This window comes from Paenibacillus sp. FSL R10-2796, from assembly GCF_037965315.1.
GTDB classification, from domain to species: domain Bacteria; phylum Bacillota; class Bacilli; order Paenibacillales; family Paenibacillaceae; genus Paenibacillus_AQ; species Paenibacillus_AQ odorifer.
Genome location: NZ_CP150178.1, coordinates 1183871 through 1202371, shown reverse-complemented (window position 1 = coordinate 1202371; position 18501 = coordinate 1183871). Strand labels below are relative to the sequence as shown.

Annotated in this window: 17 protein-coding genes; 3 read left to right on the top strand and 14 right to left on the bottom strand. The window is 43.6% G+C overall.

All coding sequences use genetic code 11. From position 1 onward, the window contains the following. Positions 1–21: 21 nt before the first annotated feature. From NST58_RS05305 to NST58_RS05250, 12 genes are all read right to left on the bottom strand, one after another. Positions 22–1407: an oligosaccharide flippase family protein gene (locus NST58_RS05305; protein ID WP_076129264.1), complete on the bottom strand. Its 1386-nt coding sequence runs from the start codon at positions 1405–1407 to the stop codon at positions 22–24. Then, a complete protein-coding gene (locus NST58_RS05300; RefSeq protein ID WP_339246595.1) occupies positions 1373–2851 on the bottom strand; it encodes an O-antigen ligase family protein in 1479 nt (492 codons plus the stop codon). The genes NST58_RS05305 and NST58_RS05300 overlap by 35 nt, the downstream gene beginning before the upstream one ends. After that, complete coding sequence (locus NST58_RS05295) at positions 2848–3621, bottom strand: WecB/TagA/CpsF family glycosyltransferase (protein ID WP_036676606.1); 774 nt, start codon at positions 3619–3621, stop codon at positions 2848–2850. Before NST58_RS05295 ends, NST58_RS05300 begins: the two co-directional genes overlap by 4 nt. After that, the gene (locus NST58_RS05290; RefSeq protein ID WP_036676609.1) at positions 3618–4964 is read right to left on the bottom strand and encodes an O-antigen ligase family protein; all 1347 of its coding nucleotides are present in this window, start codon (positions 4962–4964) and stop codon (positions 3618–3620) included. Before NST58_RS05290 ends, NST58_RS05295 begins: the two co-directional genes overlap by 4 nt. A 9-nt stretch (positions 4965–4973) precedes the next feature. Continuing rightward, positions 4974–5909 carry a glycosyltransferase gene (locus NST58_RS05285; RefSeq protein WP_036676610.1) on the bottom strand — a complete coding sequence of 312 codons (936 nt, stop codon included), beginning with the start codon at positions 5907–5909 and terminating at the stop codon, positions 4974–4976. Positions 5910–5934: 25 nt separating this feature from the next. Further along, positions 5935–6627 carry a sugar transferase gene (locus NST58_RS05280; protein WP_076129267.1) on the bottom strand — a complete coding sequence of 231 codons (693 nt, stop codon included), beginning with the start codon at positions 6625–6627 and terminating at the stop codon, positions 5935–5937. 30 nt (positions 6628–6657) lie between these two features. Beyond that, entirely contained in the window at positions 6658–7548 is an 891-nt protein-coding gene (gene galU, locus NST58_RS05275; protein ID WP_042185171.1) for a UTP--glucose-1-phosphate uridylyltransferase GalU, read from the bottom strand. Positions 7549–7697: 149 nt separating this feature from the next. Continuing rightward, positions 7698–8339, bottom strand: a complete 642-nt coding sequence (locus NST58_RS05270) for a CpsD/CapB family tyrosine-protein kinase (RefSeq protein WP_076218270.1) — start codon at positions 8337–8339, stop codon at positions 7698–7700. Beyond that, complete coding sequence (locus tag NST58_RS05265; protein WP_339246592.1) at positions 8323–9060, bottom strand: Wzz/FepE/Etk N-terminal domain-containing protein; 738 nt, start codon at positions 9058–9060, stop codon at positions 8323–8325. Before NST58_RS05265 ends, NST58_RS05270 begins: the two co-directional genes overlap by 17 nt. A 266-nt stretch (positions 9061–9326) precedes the next feature. Further along, positions 9327–9962 carry a response regulator transcription factor gene (locus NST58_RS05260; protein WP_036676623.1) on the bottom strand — a complete coding sequence of 212 codons (636 nt, stop codon included), beginning with the start codon at positions 9960–9962 and terminating at the stop codon, positions 9327–9329. A 23-nt stretch (positions 9963–9985) separates the two neighbouring features. Next, the gene (locus NST58_RS05255; protein ID WP_076137153.1) at positions 9986–11632 is read right to left on the bottom strand and encodes an ATP-binding protein; all 1647 of its coding nucleotides are present in this window, start codon (positions 11630–11632) and stop codon (positions 9986–9988) included. 317 nt (positions 11633–11949) lie between these two features. After that, positions 11950–12804 carry a helix-turn-helix domain-containing protein gene (locus NST58_RS05250; RefSeq protein ID WP_038568894.1) on the bottom strand — a complete coding sequence of 285 codons (855 nt, stop codon included), beginning with the start codon at positions 12802–12804 and terminating at the stop codon, positions 11950–11952. 84 nt (positions 12805–12888) lie between these two features. Between NST58_RS05250 and NST58_RS05245 the strand changes: the two genes are divergently transcribed. Further along, positions 12889–14820, top strand: coding sequence for a glycoside hydrolase family 20 zincin-like fold domain-containing protein (locus NST58_RS05245; RefSeq protein ID WP_076185031.1), 1932 nt, complete (start codon positions 12889–12891; stop codon positions 14818–14820). A gap of 53 nt (positions 14821–14873) precedes the next feature. Here NST58_RS05245 and NST58_RS05240 read toward each other — a convergent pair whose 3' ends face one another. Then, positions 14874–15167, bottom strand: coding sequence for a hypothetical protein (locus NST58_RS05240; protein WP_076129272.1), 294 nt, complete (start codon positions 15165–15167; stop codon positions 14874–14876). A 101-nt stretch (positions 15168–15268) separates the two neighbouring features. Here NST58_RS05240 and NST58_RS05235 point away from each other — a divergent pair, with 101 nt between their 5' ends. Then, positions 15269–16204 carry a hypothetical protein gene (locus NST58_RS05235; RefSeq protein WP_076185030.1) on the top strand — a complete coding sequence of 312 codons (936 nt, stop codon included), beginning with the start codon at positions 15269–15271 and terminating at the stop codon, positions 16202–16204. A 94-nt stretch (positions 16205–16298) separates the two neighbouring features. Continuing rightward, the gene (locus tag NST58_RS05230) at positions 16299–16538 is read left to right on the top strand and encodes an NHLP leader peptide family RiPP precursor (protein WP_170914256.1); all 240 of its coding nucleotides are present in this window, start codon (positions 16299–16301) and stop codon (positions 16536–16538) included. 10 nt (positions 16539–16548) lie between these two features. Here the strand turns inward: NST58_RS05230 and NST58_RS05225 are convergent, their stop codons facing one another. Further along, entirely contained in the window at positions 16549–18465 is a 1917-nt protein-coding gene (locus NST58_RS05225; protein WP_339248750.1) for an ATP-binding protein, read from the bottom strand. Between the last annotated feature and the right edge of the window lie 36 nt (positions 18466–18501).

Genomic DNA, 18501 nt, shown 5'->3' with positions numbered 1-18501 from the left:
TTTCCTCCTTTATCTTTCGCATTATCCATTCATATCCATAGGTTTCTTGCGAATGTAAGAATTCATCGTCGTCTTCATCCACTGAATGTCCTCCCGGGTAATGAGCAGCCGCGGAAGTTTAACTTTTAAGGTGTACTTTATATTGAGAACAATGAAGAAAAATCGCAGGATTGCTGATGACAACATCGCTATCCCTGCTCCGAGTAAGCCAAATTTAGGGATGAGCAGGAACAACATTGGGATAACCAAAAGTAAGCCGAAACCTTGAAGCATCGAAACCACTTTTGGCTTGCCTAACGCCATAAATGCCTGCGCCAGTATGATCGTCCCTCCGCTAATGGTCACTTCAAGGAGCAATAAGCGAAACACGGTTAATGCCGCATTGAAGTCTTTGCCGTACATCAACGGAATTACTAAAGGGGCTAAGAGCATCAGGAATACTCCGCCAAGCATGGTGAAGGTCGTACTTATTCGGAAGGCTTTGAATGTTAACTCAACTGCCTGTTCTTTGGACAGCTCAGAAGCCTTAGGAAACAACACGATCGTAATTGAGCTTGAGAAAAAATTAACCATGCGTGATAGACTCACAGCCACTACATACAGCCCCAAATCAGCAGGTCTTAACAAACCGGCAATTACGATCTGATCGATATAGGTAGAGAAATTGCCAAGCAAGTCATTGCCGTAGGAACCAAGCCCGTAAGTAAACAATCTTTTTAAATTCTGATAGGCCCCTCTCATCTTCACCTTATAGGTACGAAGCAAGGAAATCGTCATTCCAATAAACAGCGGAGCTCCCGGAAGAAGATAGGCAACTGCAGTTGTAAATGGATTCATCTGATCCAGCGCGATCAATATCCCGATCATCGTCAGTGTAAGCAACGGCACTAGATAGCGAATCCAATTAAACCTCTTGTATTCGCCTCTGAATTGAAAAGCTGCATTGTTAATTTGAGAGATCACTATAATCGGACACAGAATCATAGACCACTGAGCAAAGGTCACGACCTCCGGACTGAAGGATTTCAGCCAATAAGGCAAGACCACGATACCTATAATCATCGCTATGACCCCAAAAATGGTACCGAGCAGCAATGCCATACGATAAAGCACTCCGGCATCCTCCGGATTTTTCTTAGCGTTATAGATGAGAGCTGAAGGAATGCCAAAGCTCATGCTAAACGCCAGAAACTGTGACCAGTTAATCATTGCCGTCTGTTCCCCACGACCTGTCGGTCCAAGATAACGTGCGGTCAGTACACCAGTTAACATGTTAATCAATAGGATCATGACACTGACAAACATAGTTTTTACGGCTGCCGAGCTGTTGTCCTTGCTCTTGGCGAACAGTCTAAAAGATGACCAGATTGTTCTAGCGGGGAGAGATTTTGCATTCAACTGCTGCATACGGTGTTCCCTTCCTTCTACTTTGAGTAATCTCCCTTGCGCTGAGGCCAAGACCGATCAGCATCCAGATTAAGTATCCCTTGAGTCCGGGAAACCCATTATCTGAAACTAGACTGACAATCGCACCGGTCCAAGTAGCTAACGCAAGTCGGGCGTAGGGCTGCAATTGGTCCCTGCTGATTACTCTAGCGAATATCTGTTTGACAACTGCGCCTAAAGCTCCGAAGAAGAAAACAGCACCCAGAACACCAAAGGTAAGCAGTAAAGCGATAACTCCGTTATCCATAATTCCGTACTCTCCAAGCTCGCCGTCATTACCAAGCTTAGTCCCTTGGCCTACACTACCAATTCCCTGACCTACTGGATTGGCGGCAACCATCGGCAGCATGTTTTGCCATAAGCTTAGCCGTTCATTATAAGAGTGATCTTCCTGAACAGAAGAAAGTGTCTCTACCCGAGCAACCAGTCCTTCGGCACCAGGCAATTTCGGCACAACCCAGAACAACGCAGCAGCCACAAAAACTAATTGGATCAAGGTTTTCCACTTTCCCTTAGAAGGAGAGGTTCCAATATACATGAGTAGCATCACCAGGAGTATCAGCCATGCCGCACGTACCAAAGTAGTCAGCAGGCAGATTACAACTAGCAGAACGCCGATCCAGCGCAATGTTCCCCGCCATTTTTTCTCCAGTATCATCGGAACTAAAGCAAACGTTAAGAAGGTTGCAGCCGGTCCGGGCGAATTCAGCGTAGAGAACACTCGGATTTCCAATGGATATGGATTTCCGATGGACATCATATCCGCATGTTTCATCCAGAACACATCCCAAGGTGGCACCGTCAAATACTGAACAATCCCGTAAATGGCAACTAGGACTGCAATATTGGCAAAAGCGGTAAGCAGTCGATCGATATCCTTCGGCTTGAACTTCGTGACGGCAAAGTACGGCAATAACAGCAGTGGCACAATATAATTCGCTAAGTCATAAACTGAGCCCATGCCATTCTTAGCCAAACCGATTAAAGCACCATAACCCAGCGCAACTGCGAACATTAACATGATCCGCGTGGAGGCTTTTTGAATATTATGAATCTCCTTCAGCAGCGGAATGATCAAGGTTACACCGGTTAACAAGGGAGCTAAGCTCAGCAAGGATACAGAGTGATACACTCCTTCTGACCAGTCAGCAATGCGGCGCAGCTCTGGAGCTACGGCCCAGATTAGCAAGGTATAAGCAACCAGCATTTTCGGTCTAAGTATGGCTAACAAGAAAGCTGGGAATAGGATGGCTGAGAGAATGGCTCCCTGCAGACTGTTCGATGAACTCAGCATCGCACTGGAGAAGCCGATGATCAGCGGAAGAGAGACACCTACAGCAGCAGTCCCCCCTATTAATCCAACTGTCTTGATGAACCTAAGTGATGGGGGCGTAAATACACTCATTCCAAGCCTCCTTCCTTCACCTTATCCCGCTTACGCAGTTCCTTAAGTAATAAAAGTAGAAATTGTGCATCGTCCACAAGATATCTTTTCCAGAGCCGGCCCGGCTCCTGGCTAAGCCGCCAGAACCATTCGAACCCTGTTTTTTGCATGAAGCTAGGCGCTCGTTTCACTGAGCCTGACAGAAAATCAAAGGTCGCTCCCACTCCGATCGATATCGGAGCTTGATAAGAGGTATAGTGGCGGTAAATCCACTTTTCCTGCTTAGGTGCTCCTACACCAACAAACACGATATCTGGCTGGCACTCTGTCAGCATTTCTATAATGCGTTCATTCTCCTCCTCATTGTGCTCGAATCCATAGGATGGAGAATAACAGCCAACCACATTTATTCCGGGATGTGCTGTTTTCAAATTCATCGCTGCCCGTTCCGCCACGCCTTCAGCTGAGCCTAAGAAGAACAGCCGGTACTTCCTTTGCTCAAAGGCGTTGCCCAATCGATTAAATAGATCCGCGCCGGATACCTTCTGCTTAAGCGGCTTGCCTAGCATTTTGGATGCCCAGATCAGTGGCATTCCGTCAGCAACAACTGCGCCTGCCTTCGAATATACCGTTTGAAATTCTTTATCCTTACGAAGCTTGATCACATGATCTACATTGCAAGTGAGGATATAAGACTGATTCCTCTCCTGAATGGTTTTATCAATGTAATCAAGCAAATCCATGAAATCATAGTTATCAAAATTGACATCGAACATATTCACTTGACTCATCGTATCACTTCTTTTTGTGGGGAATCGGTTGGCTGTGAAGATCGATACAGGCAGTTCAGGTACCAACAGAACGGAATAATAAATTGGACCGTCGACAGCGTGTTATCGGAGAATGAGTAGATTAAAAACGCTGCAATAAATAACAGATAATAAGGTTTGATCGGCGGAGCCAATGCTCTGTACACCAGAATAAATACAGCCAATAAAGAGAACATCAACAGAATAGCGCCAATATATCCCCCATCGAAGTAAAAGCGGATATACTCGTTGTGCGGAACTACAAAACCCTTATACAATGTTCCATCATTTGCTACCGTCACTGCTCCAAGCCCTCTACCAGACCAAGGAGAGTCCGCAGCCTTGTTTAAGAAATACTCCCATGCCTCTGACCTTCCTGATAAATCAACAGCCGTATCTGTCTGTCTCTCAAAGGAACGTTTCTCAAAATTATCGAGCTGCCAGAAAACGGCGACCATAATCAGGAAAAATGCACCCATCAACGGAATTAGCAGATAGGTTCTGCCCTTCAAATATTGGCGGAGAATATCATAGAAGTAATAGAGAACGGTAAGTCCAAGTGCCAATATAGGCCCTCTTGTTCCTGTTCCAATCAAGATAAAGAAATTTAGAACTAACATGATATAGAAAAAGCGTGCTTGCTGCGGATTCCGCTTCACCTCTATAAATGGAATCGCTACTCCCATAAAGGCCAGCATCGCTAGATGCGCAGGAATATTAGCCCCCTGAATCCGTACAGCGCCTGTATACTCGATGTTGAGAAAATTATGAACATGCGCAAGCTGCAGCAACAAACCAACCACTACACTAACAAGGGGAAGCATACAGATAATTTTGATTTGCAGCTCGGCTACATTCTTTTTCCAGTTGATTAATAAAAATACGAATGGAATGGATAGACCGATAAAAGCTTTAACTGCAATGGATGAGGTCATTTCCGGCAGCCAGATCGAAGACCCAAAGGTAATCACCAGCAGCGCTACCATTGCCCACAAGGGGTGACTCAGACGAAACCGCAAGCCATTGACCAGAATACAAGGAACAAGCAGCATCACGATAACCAATTTATAAAGGGACAGTATCTCCATTCCGAACATGCTGCCATCATATAAAAAGTTAATCGATATTGCCGTCGTGATTAGAACGAAATAACTGATCAGTTCAGGCCGTGAAATCGAGATTCCCAGCAAAATTATCAGAAGCACGGCAGCTATCGCAATCATCGGCTGGTAGATGACCGCCGTTCCAAAGAACAGGGCCGACATGAGATAGAGCATCCCGTATGGCAAAACATTTAATTTGGAGCCCCACTCAAAATTTGTCATGTTAATCCCTCACCCCGCTGCGGAATGCCTCTCCCGATTGAGAATCATATGAAGCGTTCCACGAATACTCTCCAGCCTGCATTTATTCAAAAGCCTTCTTCCTTTACTTCTTGAGAGGATAGAATCAGCCAGGATATACACGAGCTTAGCGGCTGTCTTTCCCACTAGAAGCAGCTTGCCTTTTAGTCCTTCGCTTTTCATAGCGTTAGAGATACCTTGGCTATAATAGCGCCTCATAATCCAGTCTTCCGTCAAACGGGCCGCCGGAACGAAATGGTCAACCGCCATTTCCGGATGGTAGAGGATGGAATGCCCTTCTTTTTGAATCTGTCCGAATAACCAGGTCTCTTCACCGGAGAGCAGAGAATCACCCTTTCTTCCGAGATCTAGGGGAAAAAGACTGATGTCGAATACGAGCTTCCGCATCGCCATATTGGCCCCACAAGGATGAAGTTGCTTGGGATATTCCTTAATCCGGCTACCTAAATCAACAATCGTGTACGGAAGCTCAAAGGGTTTAATCAACCAGTCCGGACGTTTACTTTCAAATATCGGAGCGATTTTGCCTCCCATAGCCATGACCTCCGGTTTACTCTCGAAAGTACTGACAATCGTTGTTATCCAACGCTGGCAAGGTATGGCATCATCATCGAGAAAGGCAATCAGCGGCGATTTGGAAGCCAGAATTCCTGTATTTCTAGCCGCTGAAAGCCCCTGCATCGGCTCCATCATGTAGCGGATATCCACATCAGCTCCATGCTTTCCTATAAACTTTTTGACGCAAGCTTCAGTATCATCCTTGGAACAATTATCCACAACAATGATCTCCGCCTGCTCTAAGTGATCCAGCTTTAAAAGTGACTGAAGCGTCTTGATCAATAAAGGTGCTCTGTTGTAGGTACAGATGATAATGGAAAGCTTAGGAACGTCTCCGTATTCACGCATCGGCATTCACCTAATTTCCACATTATTAATAAGCATCTTTTGAACCGAGTAACATCAGTCCGGTTTTAGCAATGATTTTTAGATCCAGCATGGTGCTCCGAATATGGATGTAGGTTAAGTCCAGCTGTACCATTTCGTCGAAGCCGACACTGTTTCGGGCATTTACTTGCCAATATCCGGTACAACCTGGAGTAACCGTCAAACGCTGTTTGTCATAATCCGTATACTGAGCCACCTCTTCTGGCAGCGGAGGACGAGGACCGACCAGACTCATTTGACCTATCAGCACATTCCACAGCTGAGGTAGCTCATCGATGCTCGTCTTGCGCAGGAATCTCCCTATTTGTGTGATCCGCGGATCGTTCTTAATCTTGAACATGGCACCGCTCACTTCGTTATAGGCCATCAGGTTTTCTTTTAACTCCTCAGCGTTACTGACCATGGATCTGAACTTATACATCGGGAATTGCTTTTCATTCTTCCCAACCCGGTTTTGCCGAAAGAACACCTTTCCTTTCGGATCCTCCAGCTTGATCAGAATCGCCACGACAACAAATAATGGCATTAACACGAGAAGACCAAGAGCGGAAAAAAAGATATCGATCATCCGTTTCATTATCAAATAGGACTCTGCTTCTTTCCTTCTCTCATCGGTATGCAGCATGTAAAGTTTCGGCAGGACCGCCTCGTAGTCTTCCGGCAGTTTTTGCATGCTCATCCTCCTCATCTAAAATTTTGCGAACTCAACTTAACTACTCAAGCTGGTTTGTCCCATTTTATTCAGCCATTCCGCCATTGCATCCATCACCGGATAGCGCAAATCTTCGCTTTGCAGTGCAAATTCAAGTGTTGTCAAAATATATCCAAGCCGCTCGCCGACATCATATCTTGTTCCGTCAAAATTATAGGCATATACCCGTTCGCTCTGATTCAGCTTCTGAATGGCATCTGTCAACTGGATCTCTCCGCCAGCGCCTTCTTCCATCAAATCGAGATACTTAAAGATCTTCGGCGTAAACACATACCGGCCCATGATCGCAAGATTGGAAGGTGCCGTACCTAGTGGCGGCTTCTCTACAAAATTGTTAACCCGATACAATTTACCGTCCTGCAAATCCGGTTCAATAATACCGTAACGATTCGTGAATTCATCAGGAATCTCTTGAACTCCGATAACCGAGTTTTGTGTTTCTTCATATTGATCGATCAGCTGCTTAAGGCAAGGTACGGCTCCTGTGACGATATCATCGCCTAACATGACACCAAATGGCTCATCTCCGATAAACCGTCTTGCACACCATACGGCATGCCCCAGACCCTTCGGTTCTTTCTGGCGGATATAGTGAATTTCTACCTTAGCTGAACGTTGAACCTCTTTAAGCAGATCCAGCTTTCCATCTTCCAGAAGCCTAGACTCCAGCTCAAACGCATTGTCAAAATGATCCTCAATGGCTCTTTTACCTTTACCAGTAACAATGATGATATCTTCAATACCGGAAGCAATAGCCTCCTCAACAATGTATTGAATGGTTGGTTTATTGATAATCGGAAGCATTTCTTTAGGCATGGCTTTCGTTGCAGGAAGAAAGCGCGTACCTAGTCCTGCCGCGGGTATGATTACTTTTTTTACCTTTTTCATCGCACTTTACCTCCTAAAAGTTTTGTGAGCATTAGCTTCAATGATTTGACTTCGTACAAAACTCACTTCGAAAGCATAAACTTAAGTTTTGTGAGCATTAGCTTCAATAATTTGACTTCAAGCAAAACTTCCTTCGAAAGCATAAACATTTACTTCGCCTGGTTCATGGCAATTCCGATTAGATTAGAGCCGGTCTGTTCAAGCAGCGTCTTCGCTTTGCGAATCGATTCCCGTTTGGACTTTCCGTATCTGGCCACCAGAATCACGCCGTCCGCTTGAGGTGCCAATATACGAGCATCACTGAAATCGACTGCCGAAGGAGAATCCAGCAGGATCAGATCGTAGTTTTCTTTTAGTTCCTCAAGCAAAGCGGTCATTTTGGAGTTCCCCAGCAAATCCGGCGGACTAACATGAGTTTTTCCCGCCGGGATGACTGACAGATTGGCTAAGTTTCCGAGGACTGCGATGTTATCTGCTTCCTCTTGCCCACTTAAATAAGCCGCAAGCCCGTCACTCCCCTCTACTTCAAACACGGTATGAAGACCGGGATGTCTCAGATTGCAGTCAACCACCGCTACCTTCTTGCCGTCCTGGACGAAAGAAACCGCGAGATTCGACAAGATTGTCGTCTTGCCTGCCCCAGCTTCTGCTGATGTAAAGAGCAGCACTTTTCCTCCGCCGCCCTGCGCTAGTTCAAGCTGACGTATATATGTGCGCAGTGATCGGAACGATTCGGAGATATGCGAGGATGGATTAACGTCTGTAACCAGACTCTTATTTAGCCGCAACATAAGCACCCTCCTTCACTCTGGTGTCGCCTGCCGCCTTACCCAAATCACGTTTGCGAATGGTTGCGATCGAAGCAATTACCGGTAGACCAAGGTCATATTCCGCTTCCTTTTCAGACCTTAATGTGCCGTTAAGTGTTTCCATCAGCAAAATAATTCCTAAGGCAGCCATAAGGGATACAACAAAGCTAATGATGAGATTCATCGCAAACCCGCCGTTCGAGGGCCCTGGAACATCAGTCGGATCGGCCGGTGTCAGCAAGGTAACATTGTCTACCCTCATCAGCGACGGCAATTCACGAATGAATGTCTGCGATACCGCATTTACGATCCCGGCAGCTTTGGTGTAGCTTTCATCCTGAACATTGAGGTTGATCACCTGACTCTTCTCTGAAGTTTTAATCTCAAGCTTCTGACTTAGTTCATCGGCCGTGAGACCAAACTCCGGGTGATTTTCTATTACGCTTTTCATGATGGTTGGTGATTTCATAATTTCCTTGTAACTCTCAATTAAATTCAGGCTAAAGCTCAAATCGTTAAGATTGTTGCTCTCGGTAGCTTTGGCAATGTTGTTGACAAGCAGCTGTCCGGAAGCGGAATAGACGGGTTCAACGAAGTTTTTGCTAACATAGTAAGTCGTAGCACAGGAGATCAAAACGAACACCATGATGAGCCAAAACCTTTTTTTTATCAGGTTAATGTAATCCAGAATCGTCTTTTCCACAGTAACCCTCCTTCCGCTAAAATTACATTCTGAAAGCATTCATGAAAGTTTCAGTTGTTGCTTTAATTCTATCAATCCACACCATTCGCCACATGGCTCATACCATCACTTTCCTCTTCACTTTGGAGTAAGACGTTATACCTCTTAAGAGGGGGATTAGGTATACTTTAGTGCCATATATAGGGCTAATTTAAGTTTTAACGCACAAAAAAAACACGGACAACCTGTCCGTGTTCATGTACAATGCTTACGAATTATTTCAATTTTCACTCGTATGACATTTCATATTTGGTTAATCCGACAGCATTTGCATAAAGCGCTGCCTGTGTACGATCAGCCACCTGTAATTTTGCTAAAATCTGACTGACATGCTTTTTCACCGTAAATTCGCTAATGAAAAGACGTGAAGCAATTTCTCTGTTGCATGCGCCCTGCCCCAGCTCGATCAGGACTTCCTTTTCTTTGGGTGTCAATTCATCCGTTGGGCTGCTTCCACTCATGCGCATTTTATCTTCCATCAGACCAGGATCGTAATACTTTCTTCCCTTATGCACCAATTGGATAGCAAACAGTAACTCCTCAGGCAACGCCTCTTTCAGTACATATCCATCTACTAGTACTTCTTCAGCCTTCAGGAAATCCTCTCTGCTCGCAGATGACGTCAACAGAATGAACTTACTAACGATACCACGAGCACGTGCTGTCTTAATGACATCCAATCCCGATTCATCTGCTAGCTTAAGATCAATCAATACAAGATCAGGCTGCGTCTCCTCAATCACAAGAAGCGCTTCTTGGCCATTCGTTGCCTCACCTGCAAACTGCACATTCGGCTGCATTGAAATGACAGATGCCAGTCCTCTTCTAACTAAAGGATGATCATCTACAATGACGATTTTCACAGAAACGACCTCCCGCCTAAAGTTTATGCATTCTTTAATTCAGCTACACCGACAGGAATCGAAATCATAATTCTTGTTCCTGTGCTCTCATTACTGGACAACTGAAAGTCGCCGCCGAGCGACTGGGTCAAATATTGCATATTCTTCATGCCAAGTCCGCTTACACTATCTTCAGATTCAATCCATAACAAATCAGTATCAAAACCAACACCATTATCACAAATCAATAATCGAATCCAAGTCGGCTTTAGAGACAGTTCTACATCCACTCGACTGGCAGCACCATGCCTGATGGCATTACCAGTGGCTTCGGAGATAATCCGAAAAAGCGCTTTGTGGTAAGGATAAGGGAGACTGAAATCATCGCCCGTTATTTTTAAATCAATATCAACATCATTTAACCTGGATAAGCTCTTCAAATGTGATCTTACCATGCCCAACCAAGTAGGACCGCCACTCTTCTTGGAGCTAAGACTGTAGATCGTGATCCGCAGTTCTTTAGCAACCTTTGTAGCAGAATCATGAATAAGCTCAATTTGTTCTTCTAGCTCATGATCTGACATTCTCTTCCACGATTCCTTCAGCGAATGCGTCGCATACACAATACCAAAAAGGCTCTGCGATACACTATCGTGCATTTCATCCGCAATCCGGTTCTGTTCGTTCGTGATGATCAACCGGTTCTCGATCACACCAAGCTCATGTCTTTCAAGAATATTCGCACTTAGCTCAGATAAGAATATCAATTGTTGAATATACCATCTGCGGCCTTCCAGCCCCTCTGTAGACTCCAGCTTGAGTCCAATCATCCCTACAAAACGGGTGCTCATCCGTACAGGCATCAGCAGGAAATCTCCTAATCCCGGCAGATTTCTAAAAATAGGCTCTCGCTGCAATCTCCATTCATGCTCATGTTTTCCCAGTTCTGAGAATAGGAACTGTTCCTCTTCCTGCTGCCAGCCGGTCTGCCTGCTCTGCGGAGCTGGTTCTCCGCTTTTCTTGGCGAACCAAAACAAAGCCTTATCCAGCTTCGTTAGCTTAACAACATAATCGGTGATCACTTGACCGATATTCATGAAATCATGTTGGCTTGAGGTTTCCACGATATGGTACAGGGATTTGATATGCTCCATCGTCTCTTTCGTGCGAGCATTCGATTCTTCACGTTGCCGCTTCATCCGATTAACGATCTGCATTATTATAACCGTAAGTACCAGTGTTAGAAACAGATTCCCATTTATAAATACAATTTCCAGAAAATTTCTGTTCGCAGAATTGATAAAAAAATAACAGAGCACCGCAAAAATACTGATGTAGCTTAAGAGCAACGACCATCCAAAATAAATGGACAATGAGCCTGCAGCAATCAATACAGGATTTAGCACATAAAGCCTAAAAGAGCTTTCGTACCCACCCGTAAACAAGGTCAATGCGATAATTCCCACCATCTCTATACTAACAGCCAGGACGAGAGTCTTCGGCCTGCTGCGTAGCCTTCGATAACAAAATGAGAACGTTTGTGCAAACATAACAAGTATAGCAATAATAAGTGATTTATAAATTATGGAAGGTCCCGTCTGATCTAGAAGATACATGAGTGATGTGAGGGACAATGAAAAATACCTGTAATACGCAATCAGTTTGTCTTCTGCAGTTGGTTTGATTTTCATCCCACCACCCTATTCTCCAGTTTTTTGGAAAATGTAAGATTGTACTGTGCTCGATAAAAGCATCATACATGAGAAAAATCACAATAACAAGTTGACATTTCCCATGTTTGCGCTTCCATTTGAAAAATAGTTACAAAAAATTTATTATTTTTTTAGTAGGTTTTATCACTAAAATTTGGAATTTTATCCACTATAGTTAATAAGAACTAACGTATTTATGTAATATTAATCCATAATTTTCAACATATCTTATAAAACGACAACAATTATACAAATTATAACAATTGCTGTTGGGACTCTAGTAGGATGATGTCGATTTAAATGTTATTCCGGCAAAGCTGGGGTGCGATCCCCATATATTTTTTAAATAAACGAGAAAAATAGAACGGATCATTATAATGAAGCATACTAGAAATTTCCTTAATTTGTAATGATGTGTTGAAAAGCAACTTTTTGGCTTCCGCCATTTTTAGACGGTGAATATATTCATGAAGCGGGTATCCACTGCTGCGCCGAACAAGACGACGAAGCGTAGACATCGAAACATGATGTTTTGCCGCTATTTGTTCTAGGTCCATTTCACCATAAATGCATAAGTTCAGGTCTTCCCGAATCTGACGCATATAATCAGCCTGAGAATTCCAACTTTTTTCTTCTATTATAAAAGAACACTCCAGCAGCATTCTTTCGAGCAATAATGCTGCCCGATCCGCATCTACAGGTTCTCCGCTCTCCATCCGTTCCAGCACTTCTTCAAATAAGGTAGTAAGACCTACTATAGATTGGGCTTGAAAAACATTTCCCCCGGCTATGAGGCCCGATTCCAGCCATTCCGATACACGCGTGCCATTAAAGTTAATATAATACTCATCCCAGCTGCCTCCCGGTGGTGGACCAAAGTTATAACTGTAACCTGGGCGGAAAAAGTATAAGCTGCCTTCACGCACCTGCTGCTCTTTTCCCCCAATCTCCATGTAGGAGCCACTACCTGACACTATGTAAACAATGGCCCAGTGCTCAAAAACTACACCTGAACGGAATAACGTTCTTCCTGGCAGATGTCCTGCCTGTCCCACCCTTATATTCTTGAGCTTCAGCTTGGAGGATTCAACCTTGGGATCAATAATTCTTATTGGATATGGACTGATCATATAATCCATGTGCTTGGACATTATAGGCATTCCTCCCCTTGTTTAGTAGTGATAAGGTTATTGTGAAGATGATCATATTCTACATGAATAAGAGGTGTCCACGCTATGCTTAATCATTCTACACTACTGCTTTTCCCTAATCCGCGTGAAATCACATTGTCACAAGGCTCCTTCCATTTCCCAACAAGCGGAAGCATCGTGCTTCCTAATATGGAAGAACAATCTGCCATGCCAGCTGCACGAAAACTACAGGAAGTAATTGCACAAGCATTGAATCTGCAGCTGACTTTATCCATTGGCTTACGTCCAACCGTTGTATCTGTCTGTAACTTTAACTATGTGCCATTATTGTCTGCACAGGCCTATGAGATTGTTGTCGAACAGAAGGGTATCGTTGTCTCCTATAGCTCTCCTGTAGGCGCTTTCTACGCAGCAGCAACCCTGAAACAAATCATAGAACAAAGTGGAAAATCTATACCTCAGCTGCATATTCGCGATGAACCTGATTTTGGAGCCAGAGGCCTGCTCATAGATATCAGCCGCAATAAAATCCCGAAGCAAGAAACCTTGTACCGGATCATTGACCTTATGGCTGATTTGAAGATGAATGAACTTCAGCTATATATAGAAGGTGCTCCGTTCGCTTATGAATCCTTCCCTCAAGTCTGGGAGCTTGAAACCCCAATTACCGGAGAGGAAATCCTGCTTCTGGATGCCTATTGCAAAGCACGTTATATAGAGCTTGTTCCCAATCAGAATAGCTTTGGGCATATGGAGGGCTGGCTTTCTCGTCCAGAATTCAACGCTTTAGCTGAAATTCCCGAAGGCTTTATGCTTCCGAAGAATTTGTATGCGCAGGACGTTTATCCAGAAGGCTTATTTATGCACCCTGGTACTTTTGATACCGAAGATCCTGCTGTACTACCTCTGCTAGACAAAATGTTTGACGATCTGCTGCCCTACTTTAGCTCCAATCAGTTTAATGTAGGCTGCGATGAGACCTATGAACTCGGCCTTGGTAAAAACAAAGCTCTGGCTGAAACACAAGGCAAAGGTCAACTCTATTTATCATTCCTGCAAAAAATTTATGAATTGGTTACAAAACGTGGCAAAACGATGCAATTCTGGGGCGATATCATTATCCAGCATCCCGAACTGATTCCTCAGCTTCCTAAGGATATTATTGCTATGGAATGGGGTTATAGCGCGGAGCATCCCTTCGAGTCCGATACGCTCAAATTCCGTGAAGCAGGTATTCCTTTTTATGTCTGCCCAGGCACCAGCTCATGGAACTCCATTACAGGACGCACAGACAATATGTTAGCCAATCTGCGCAGTGCAGCTATTCATGGCAAAAACAACGGCGCTATCGGTTATCTCATTACGGATTGGGGAGATTTTGGACACTGGCAGCATCTGCCGGTCAGCTATGCCGGCTTCGCCTACGGCGCAGCCCTATCCTGGAGTGTAGATCATAATCTGGAAGCAGATACTGCACAGTATTTAAATAGATTTATTTTTGCAGATCGTTCTGAGGGAATTGGCCAACTGCTCCTGGATCTCGGCAATTACTATCAGCTTGAATCCAGTATCAACCGTTCAAATGATGCAGAAATGTCCCTGCTGCTGCGTACCCATCTAGACAATTTCCTAATCATAGAGAAGCTTACTGAGGAACACTTCAATCATCTCGAAGAATATCTACTCTCCATTGAGGCGCGGCTATCGGGGCTAGATCTTCAATGCGAGGATGCTGCTCTTGTGTTGAAAGAACTGAGTAATGGCATCCATTTCGTGAAGCATGCTGTGCAGCTTGGCAGAATCAAGCTACAGTTGACATCAGCACCAGATTCGCTTGATCCTGCGCTGATTACAAAGCAAATCAATGATCTTGATGTACTCCTTCACCAATATCGTCTCTTGTGGACGGAACGCAACCGGCTCGGCGGCTTGGAGCAAAGTATCTCGAAACTTCAACGCCTGCGGAGTCAATATGAAGCATTAAAATCAGAGCTCTCCGCATCCGTAAGTTCCTAATCCCTCTTATTAAGATTCACTATATAGCTGCTGTTGGGTAATCGAACGTTGAACTAACGTTTTCGGTTCGCCCAACGCAGCTCTTCATATTGATTCTCAAGCATCTCCCGCTCACGTTGCTCGTGTTGTTCCCTGCCAATTCCCTCCTGCTGGCTTTCCTGATCCTCATAGATTCGCCATAGGTCAGAGAACAGATAGTCTTTAATTTCTACCACTTTTCCCTGCAGGATTCCGTTTATCCAAAAAAGTCCTGTGGAGGTACGCATAACCATGCGGCCATCCGGTGTTTCCGCCTTTTGGCCCATTCGAATCGCCATAAGCATTTGGCCGAAAGTATACCATTCCATATTTGCTAATACCTCCTAAATTTTAGTTGTAATGGAATAAAGAGAAAGCTATAATCAGGGCAAAAGAACCATTTTCGTAAAAATTTTATAGGAGGATTGTTATGGATTGGCTAAATGACTACGAAGATGAACTGCGCTTGGTATTCCAAGAAAGCAGACGGATTATTTCCGAATTTCCAGAACCTCTAAATCAACAAGGCATGTCCTATCTTGAGCATTTTAACGTATTTAACGCTGAAAGCCACAAAAACTACATATGTTATCTTTTACCCTTTTGGCTGCAGAAGGGATGCGGAATCTCTGCAGAGGTTACTCGCCAGATGTCGATGGGCAACGTCTTTTTTATGTTGTATTTCTTCATACAGGATGACCTGATGGACAGCCAAGAATCCTCCGCATACGAAAAATTGCCCTTGGCGAATTTGCTTTATGTCGAATTTTTAAATATCTACCGGATACTATTTCCGGAGCCATCTGCTTTCTGGATCTTATTTAATCGTTATATCATGGAGTGGGCAGATAGTGTTAGCAACGAAAATACCAGTGACTATTTTCTTAATGATCGGGTCAAAATCTCCTATAAAGCCAGTCCGCTCAAGCTATCCAGCACCGCTGCCCTTCTGATGTCTGGAAAGAGTGATTTAGTGCCGCAAGCTGAAGAACTTATCCATTCGGTTTTGCTTACACTGCAAATGCTGGATGACTATGAGGACTGGAAAGAAGATTTATCCGCGGGCAACTATAATTGTCTTCTCTCCCTAACTCGCAAACATCTGCCAAACAGCAGTGCAGCTAAACTCACTTCGCAAGAGGTCGAATTTTATCTATTCACTGCAAATGGTCTACATACCTATACGCAATTAGCACACGACACACATAACAAAGTTACAGCTTCCGACCTTGATGCCCCTCATCTTATCGCGTTCCATTCCATGCTAGTAAGTAACTTACAACAGATCTCTGATTCCATCGAAGCGGACAAGCAGCTCTTGCTAAACGGAGGATTATATCATTGGTTGTCAAAAAATGTCCATTAATTCTATTATTTTGTAATAAAAAGAATAGTATTAGTAGTTTTGCTATGTTATATTATTAAAGGTAAATATATACAATTTGGGAAGGGTGATTATTATGTCAGAAGCAATTCTTAGAAATCAAGTCATTCAAAAGGCATGGGAAGATCCAAGTTTCAAGAAAAGACTACTCTCAGACCCAAAAGCGGCTCTCCAAGAAGCACTAGGCGTAATTATTCCCGACAGCGTTACCTTGAAAGCCGTAGAAGAAGGCTCCAACGAATTCTATCTTGTAATTCCACCAAGTCCTACTTCCGATGTATTGAAGGCAACCGCAGCACCACGCGGTTCGTGGTAAGACAACAAGATTAACCCCCTAAGGAGTGAGAATCATCCGGAGCTTCTGCCAATGGCAGTATGGTGATGGATTCGGTTCCCACTCCTTTTTTGCTTGTGAATTTCACTTTACCTTGCATAGCTTCGATGATGCGGAAAGTGACCATTAATCCAAGACCTGTCCCTTTATTCTTTTTAGTGAAATAAGGCTCTCCCAATCGGTGCAGGACATCCGCGTCCATCCCTTCCCCGTTGTCTTTGATATGAATAATTACGTTCTCCTCTTCCGCATACACCGACATATAGATAAACCCTTCGTCACGGAAAGATTCAATGCTATTTTTGATAATGTTGATGAAGGCTTGCTTAAACTTTGAGGAATTCCCCTTCACCCATAATTCGCCCGATACATCGAGAATCATTTTCCCTCCATTTAAATGACAAAGCGGCTGCATAATACTCTCAATATGCTTAAATTCATTATACAAATTCAGACTGGAAATCGTCTCAAATTCCGGTTTTGCGAAGGTTAAGAAATCCGTAATGATCCCGGAAGCACGATCCAGCTCACTAAGGGCCATCGACATAAATATTTCCTCTTCACCAACGGATTTCTCGCTAAGCAGCTGAAGGAAACCCCTAGTTACCTGGAGTGGATTCCGCACTTCATGAGCAACAGATGCAGCAAGCTCGCTAATAATTTCCATTTTTTCTGAACGCTGCAATTCGTTGTTAAAACGCTCTAATTCTTTAGAATAGTTAACAACCTGTTGATGGCTATAGGCTAGTCTTCGCTCCAGAATTACGATCAAGGAGATTATGAAGGCCACAATGCCCCACTTCCACAAGAATAAATCATAGTTCCCCTTATGAATGTAATACCACAGTAACTCTGACACTACAGTAAATGCAGCCGTTCCAAAGCCAATGGCAAAAATGATAGCGTCCCTATTCCCTTTAAGCGAAAATATAATCACACATACGATCAGCAAGATGAACTGAAGGATGAGGATGAACCCGATAATAGTGGTGGATACAAAATAATAAAACTCAATATAGCTATTATTCGATAGAAAATTGATCAAAAGACATAGCAAACAAAATGAGGAGTAAATGACTTGAAATTGACGAAAACGACGAACGATCCCATATTTTCCACTGCCAAATATTTTTTCAAATAAAAGAGTAAGCGCCGGTAAAAGTGAGAATAAAGCCAAATCAAGAAATACATTACTAATCGCGCCTAAATCGCTGTAAAAGGTATAAATAAAAGGAGAATAGGTTATCGAAAGAATTCCGGTTGAACCTATTACAACGGCTAGTGAAGCCACACTGGAAAAATAGTCCCTATTAATGTATAGAGAGCTTATAAATAGAACGATAGCCACAAGAAAAAAAGCACAGCCCAAAATCACATCGCTGAGTCCATTTTTAATATAATCATTGATTAACAGGTTGTGTTCACCGATCACTACTTCATTTTTAATTCCGATTCTATCCTGCAGCGTTTCAGTCCAAATGTATAATGTTTTCCCACTATCGCTTTGACTCAAAGGCAACAACAAAGAATAGTTATCCTTAATATAATTACGATCTTCCTCGAAGATCAAACGGTCATTCACATACACCTTCACATGAAGAGCATATAAAGTATCAATGTAGATTGAAGGGGAGATATAACTAAAGTTAGGTATGGAAATACGAGTCCAAGAAGTGGATACGCCTGATGGCAGATGTGGGATTTCCTTCGTAGCATTCACATTTATCCAATACTGCTGGTCATTATTCTGTGGAACCTCTATGCCGCTGTTTTCGGTTCCATCGCCCCATCTCATCTGCCAACTGGTAATTTCTTGGGATGGATATGGGGTCGCTGCTGATACAACAATTGAACTATATCCTATCAGAAGGAGAGTAAGAGCTATTGCTATATGTAGGACTTTAATCATCAAGCGCATATATGCACCTCAGAAGTAAGTATCAGA

Excerpts from the sequence above, each read along its gene's own strand:
- NST58_RS05225 (WP_339248750.1), bottom strand. The coding sequence starts at position 18,465 with ATGATTAAAGTCCTACATATAGCAATAGCTCTTACTCTCCTTCTGATA.
- NST58_RS05255 (WP_076137153.1), bottom strand. The coding sequence starts at position 11,632 with ATGAAAATCAAACCAACTGCAGAAGACAAACTGATTGCGTATTACAGG.
- NST58_RS05235 (WP_076185030.1), top strand. The coding sequence starts at position 15,269 with ATGGATTGGCTAAATGACTACGAAGATGAACTGCGCTTGGTATTCCAA.
- NST58_RS05300 (WP_339246595.1), bottom strand. The coding sequence starts at position 2,851 with ATGAGTGTATTTACGCCCCCATCACTTAGGTTCATCAAGACAGTTGGA.
- NST58_RS05245 (WP_076185031.1), top strand. The coding sequence starts at position 12,889 with ATGCTTAATCATTCTACACTACTGCTTTTCCCTAATCCGCGTGAAATC.
- NST58_RS05270 (WP_076218270.1), bottom strand. The coding sequence starts at position 8,339 with ATGTTGCGGCTAAATAAGAGTCTGGTTACAGACGTTAATCCATCCTCG.
- NST58_RS05285 (WP_036676610.1), bottom strand. The coding sequence starts at position 5,909 with ATGCGTGAATACGGAGACGTTCCTAAGCTTTCCATTATCATCTGTACC.
- NST58_RS05250 (WP_038568894.1), bottom strand. The coding sequence starts at position 12,804 with ATGTCCAAGCACATGGATTATATGATCAGTCCATATCCAATAAGAATT.
- galU (WP_042185171.1), bottom strand. The coding sequence starts at position 7,548 with ATGAAAAAGGTAAAAAAAGTAATCATACCCGCGGCAGGACTAGGTACG.
- NST58_RS05305 (WP_076129264.1), bottom strand. The coding sequence starts at position 1,407 with ATGCAGCAGTTGAATGCAAAATCTCTCCCCGCTAGAACAATCTGGTCA.
- NST58_RS05240 (WP_076129272.1), bottom strand. The coding sequence starts at position 15,167 with ATGGAATGGTATACTTTCGGCCAAATGCTTATGGCGATTCGAATGGGC.
- NST58_RS05290 (WP_036676609.1), bottom strand. The coding sequence starts at position 4,964 with ATGACAAATTTTGAGTGGGGCTCCAAATTAAATGTTTTGCCATACGGG.
- NST58_RS05280 (WP_076129267.1), bottom strand. The coding sequence starts at position 6,627 with ATGAGCATGCAAAAACTGCCGGAAGACTACGAGGCGGTCCTGCCGAAA.
- NST58_RS05295 (WP_036676606.1), bottom strand. The coding sequence starts at position 3,621 with ATGAGTCAAGTGAATATGTTCGATGTCAATTTTGATAACTATGATTTC.
- NST58_RS05230 (WP_170914256.1), top strand. The coding sequence starts at position 16,299 with ATGTCAGAAGCAATTCTTAGAAATCAAGTCATTCAAAAGGCATGGGAA.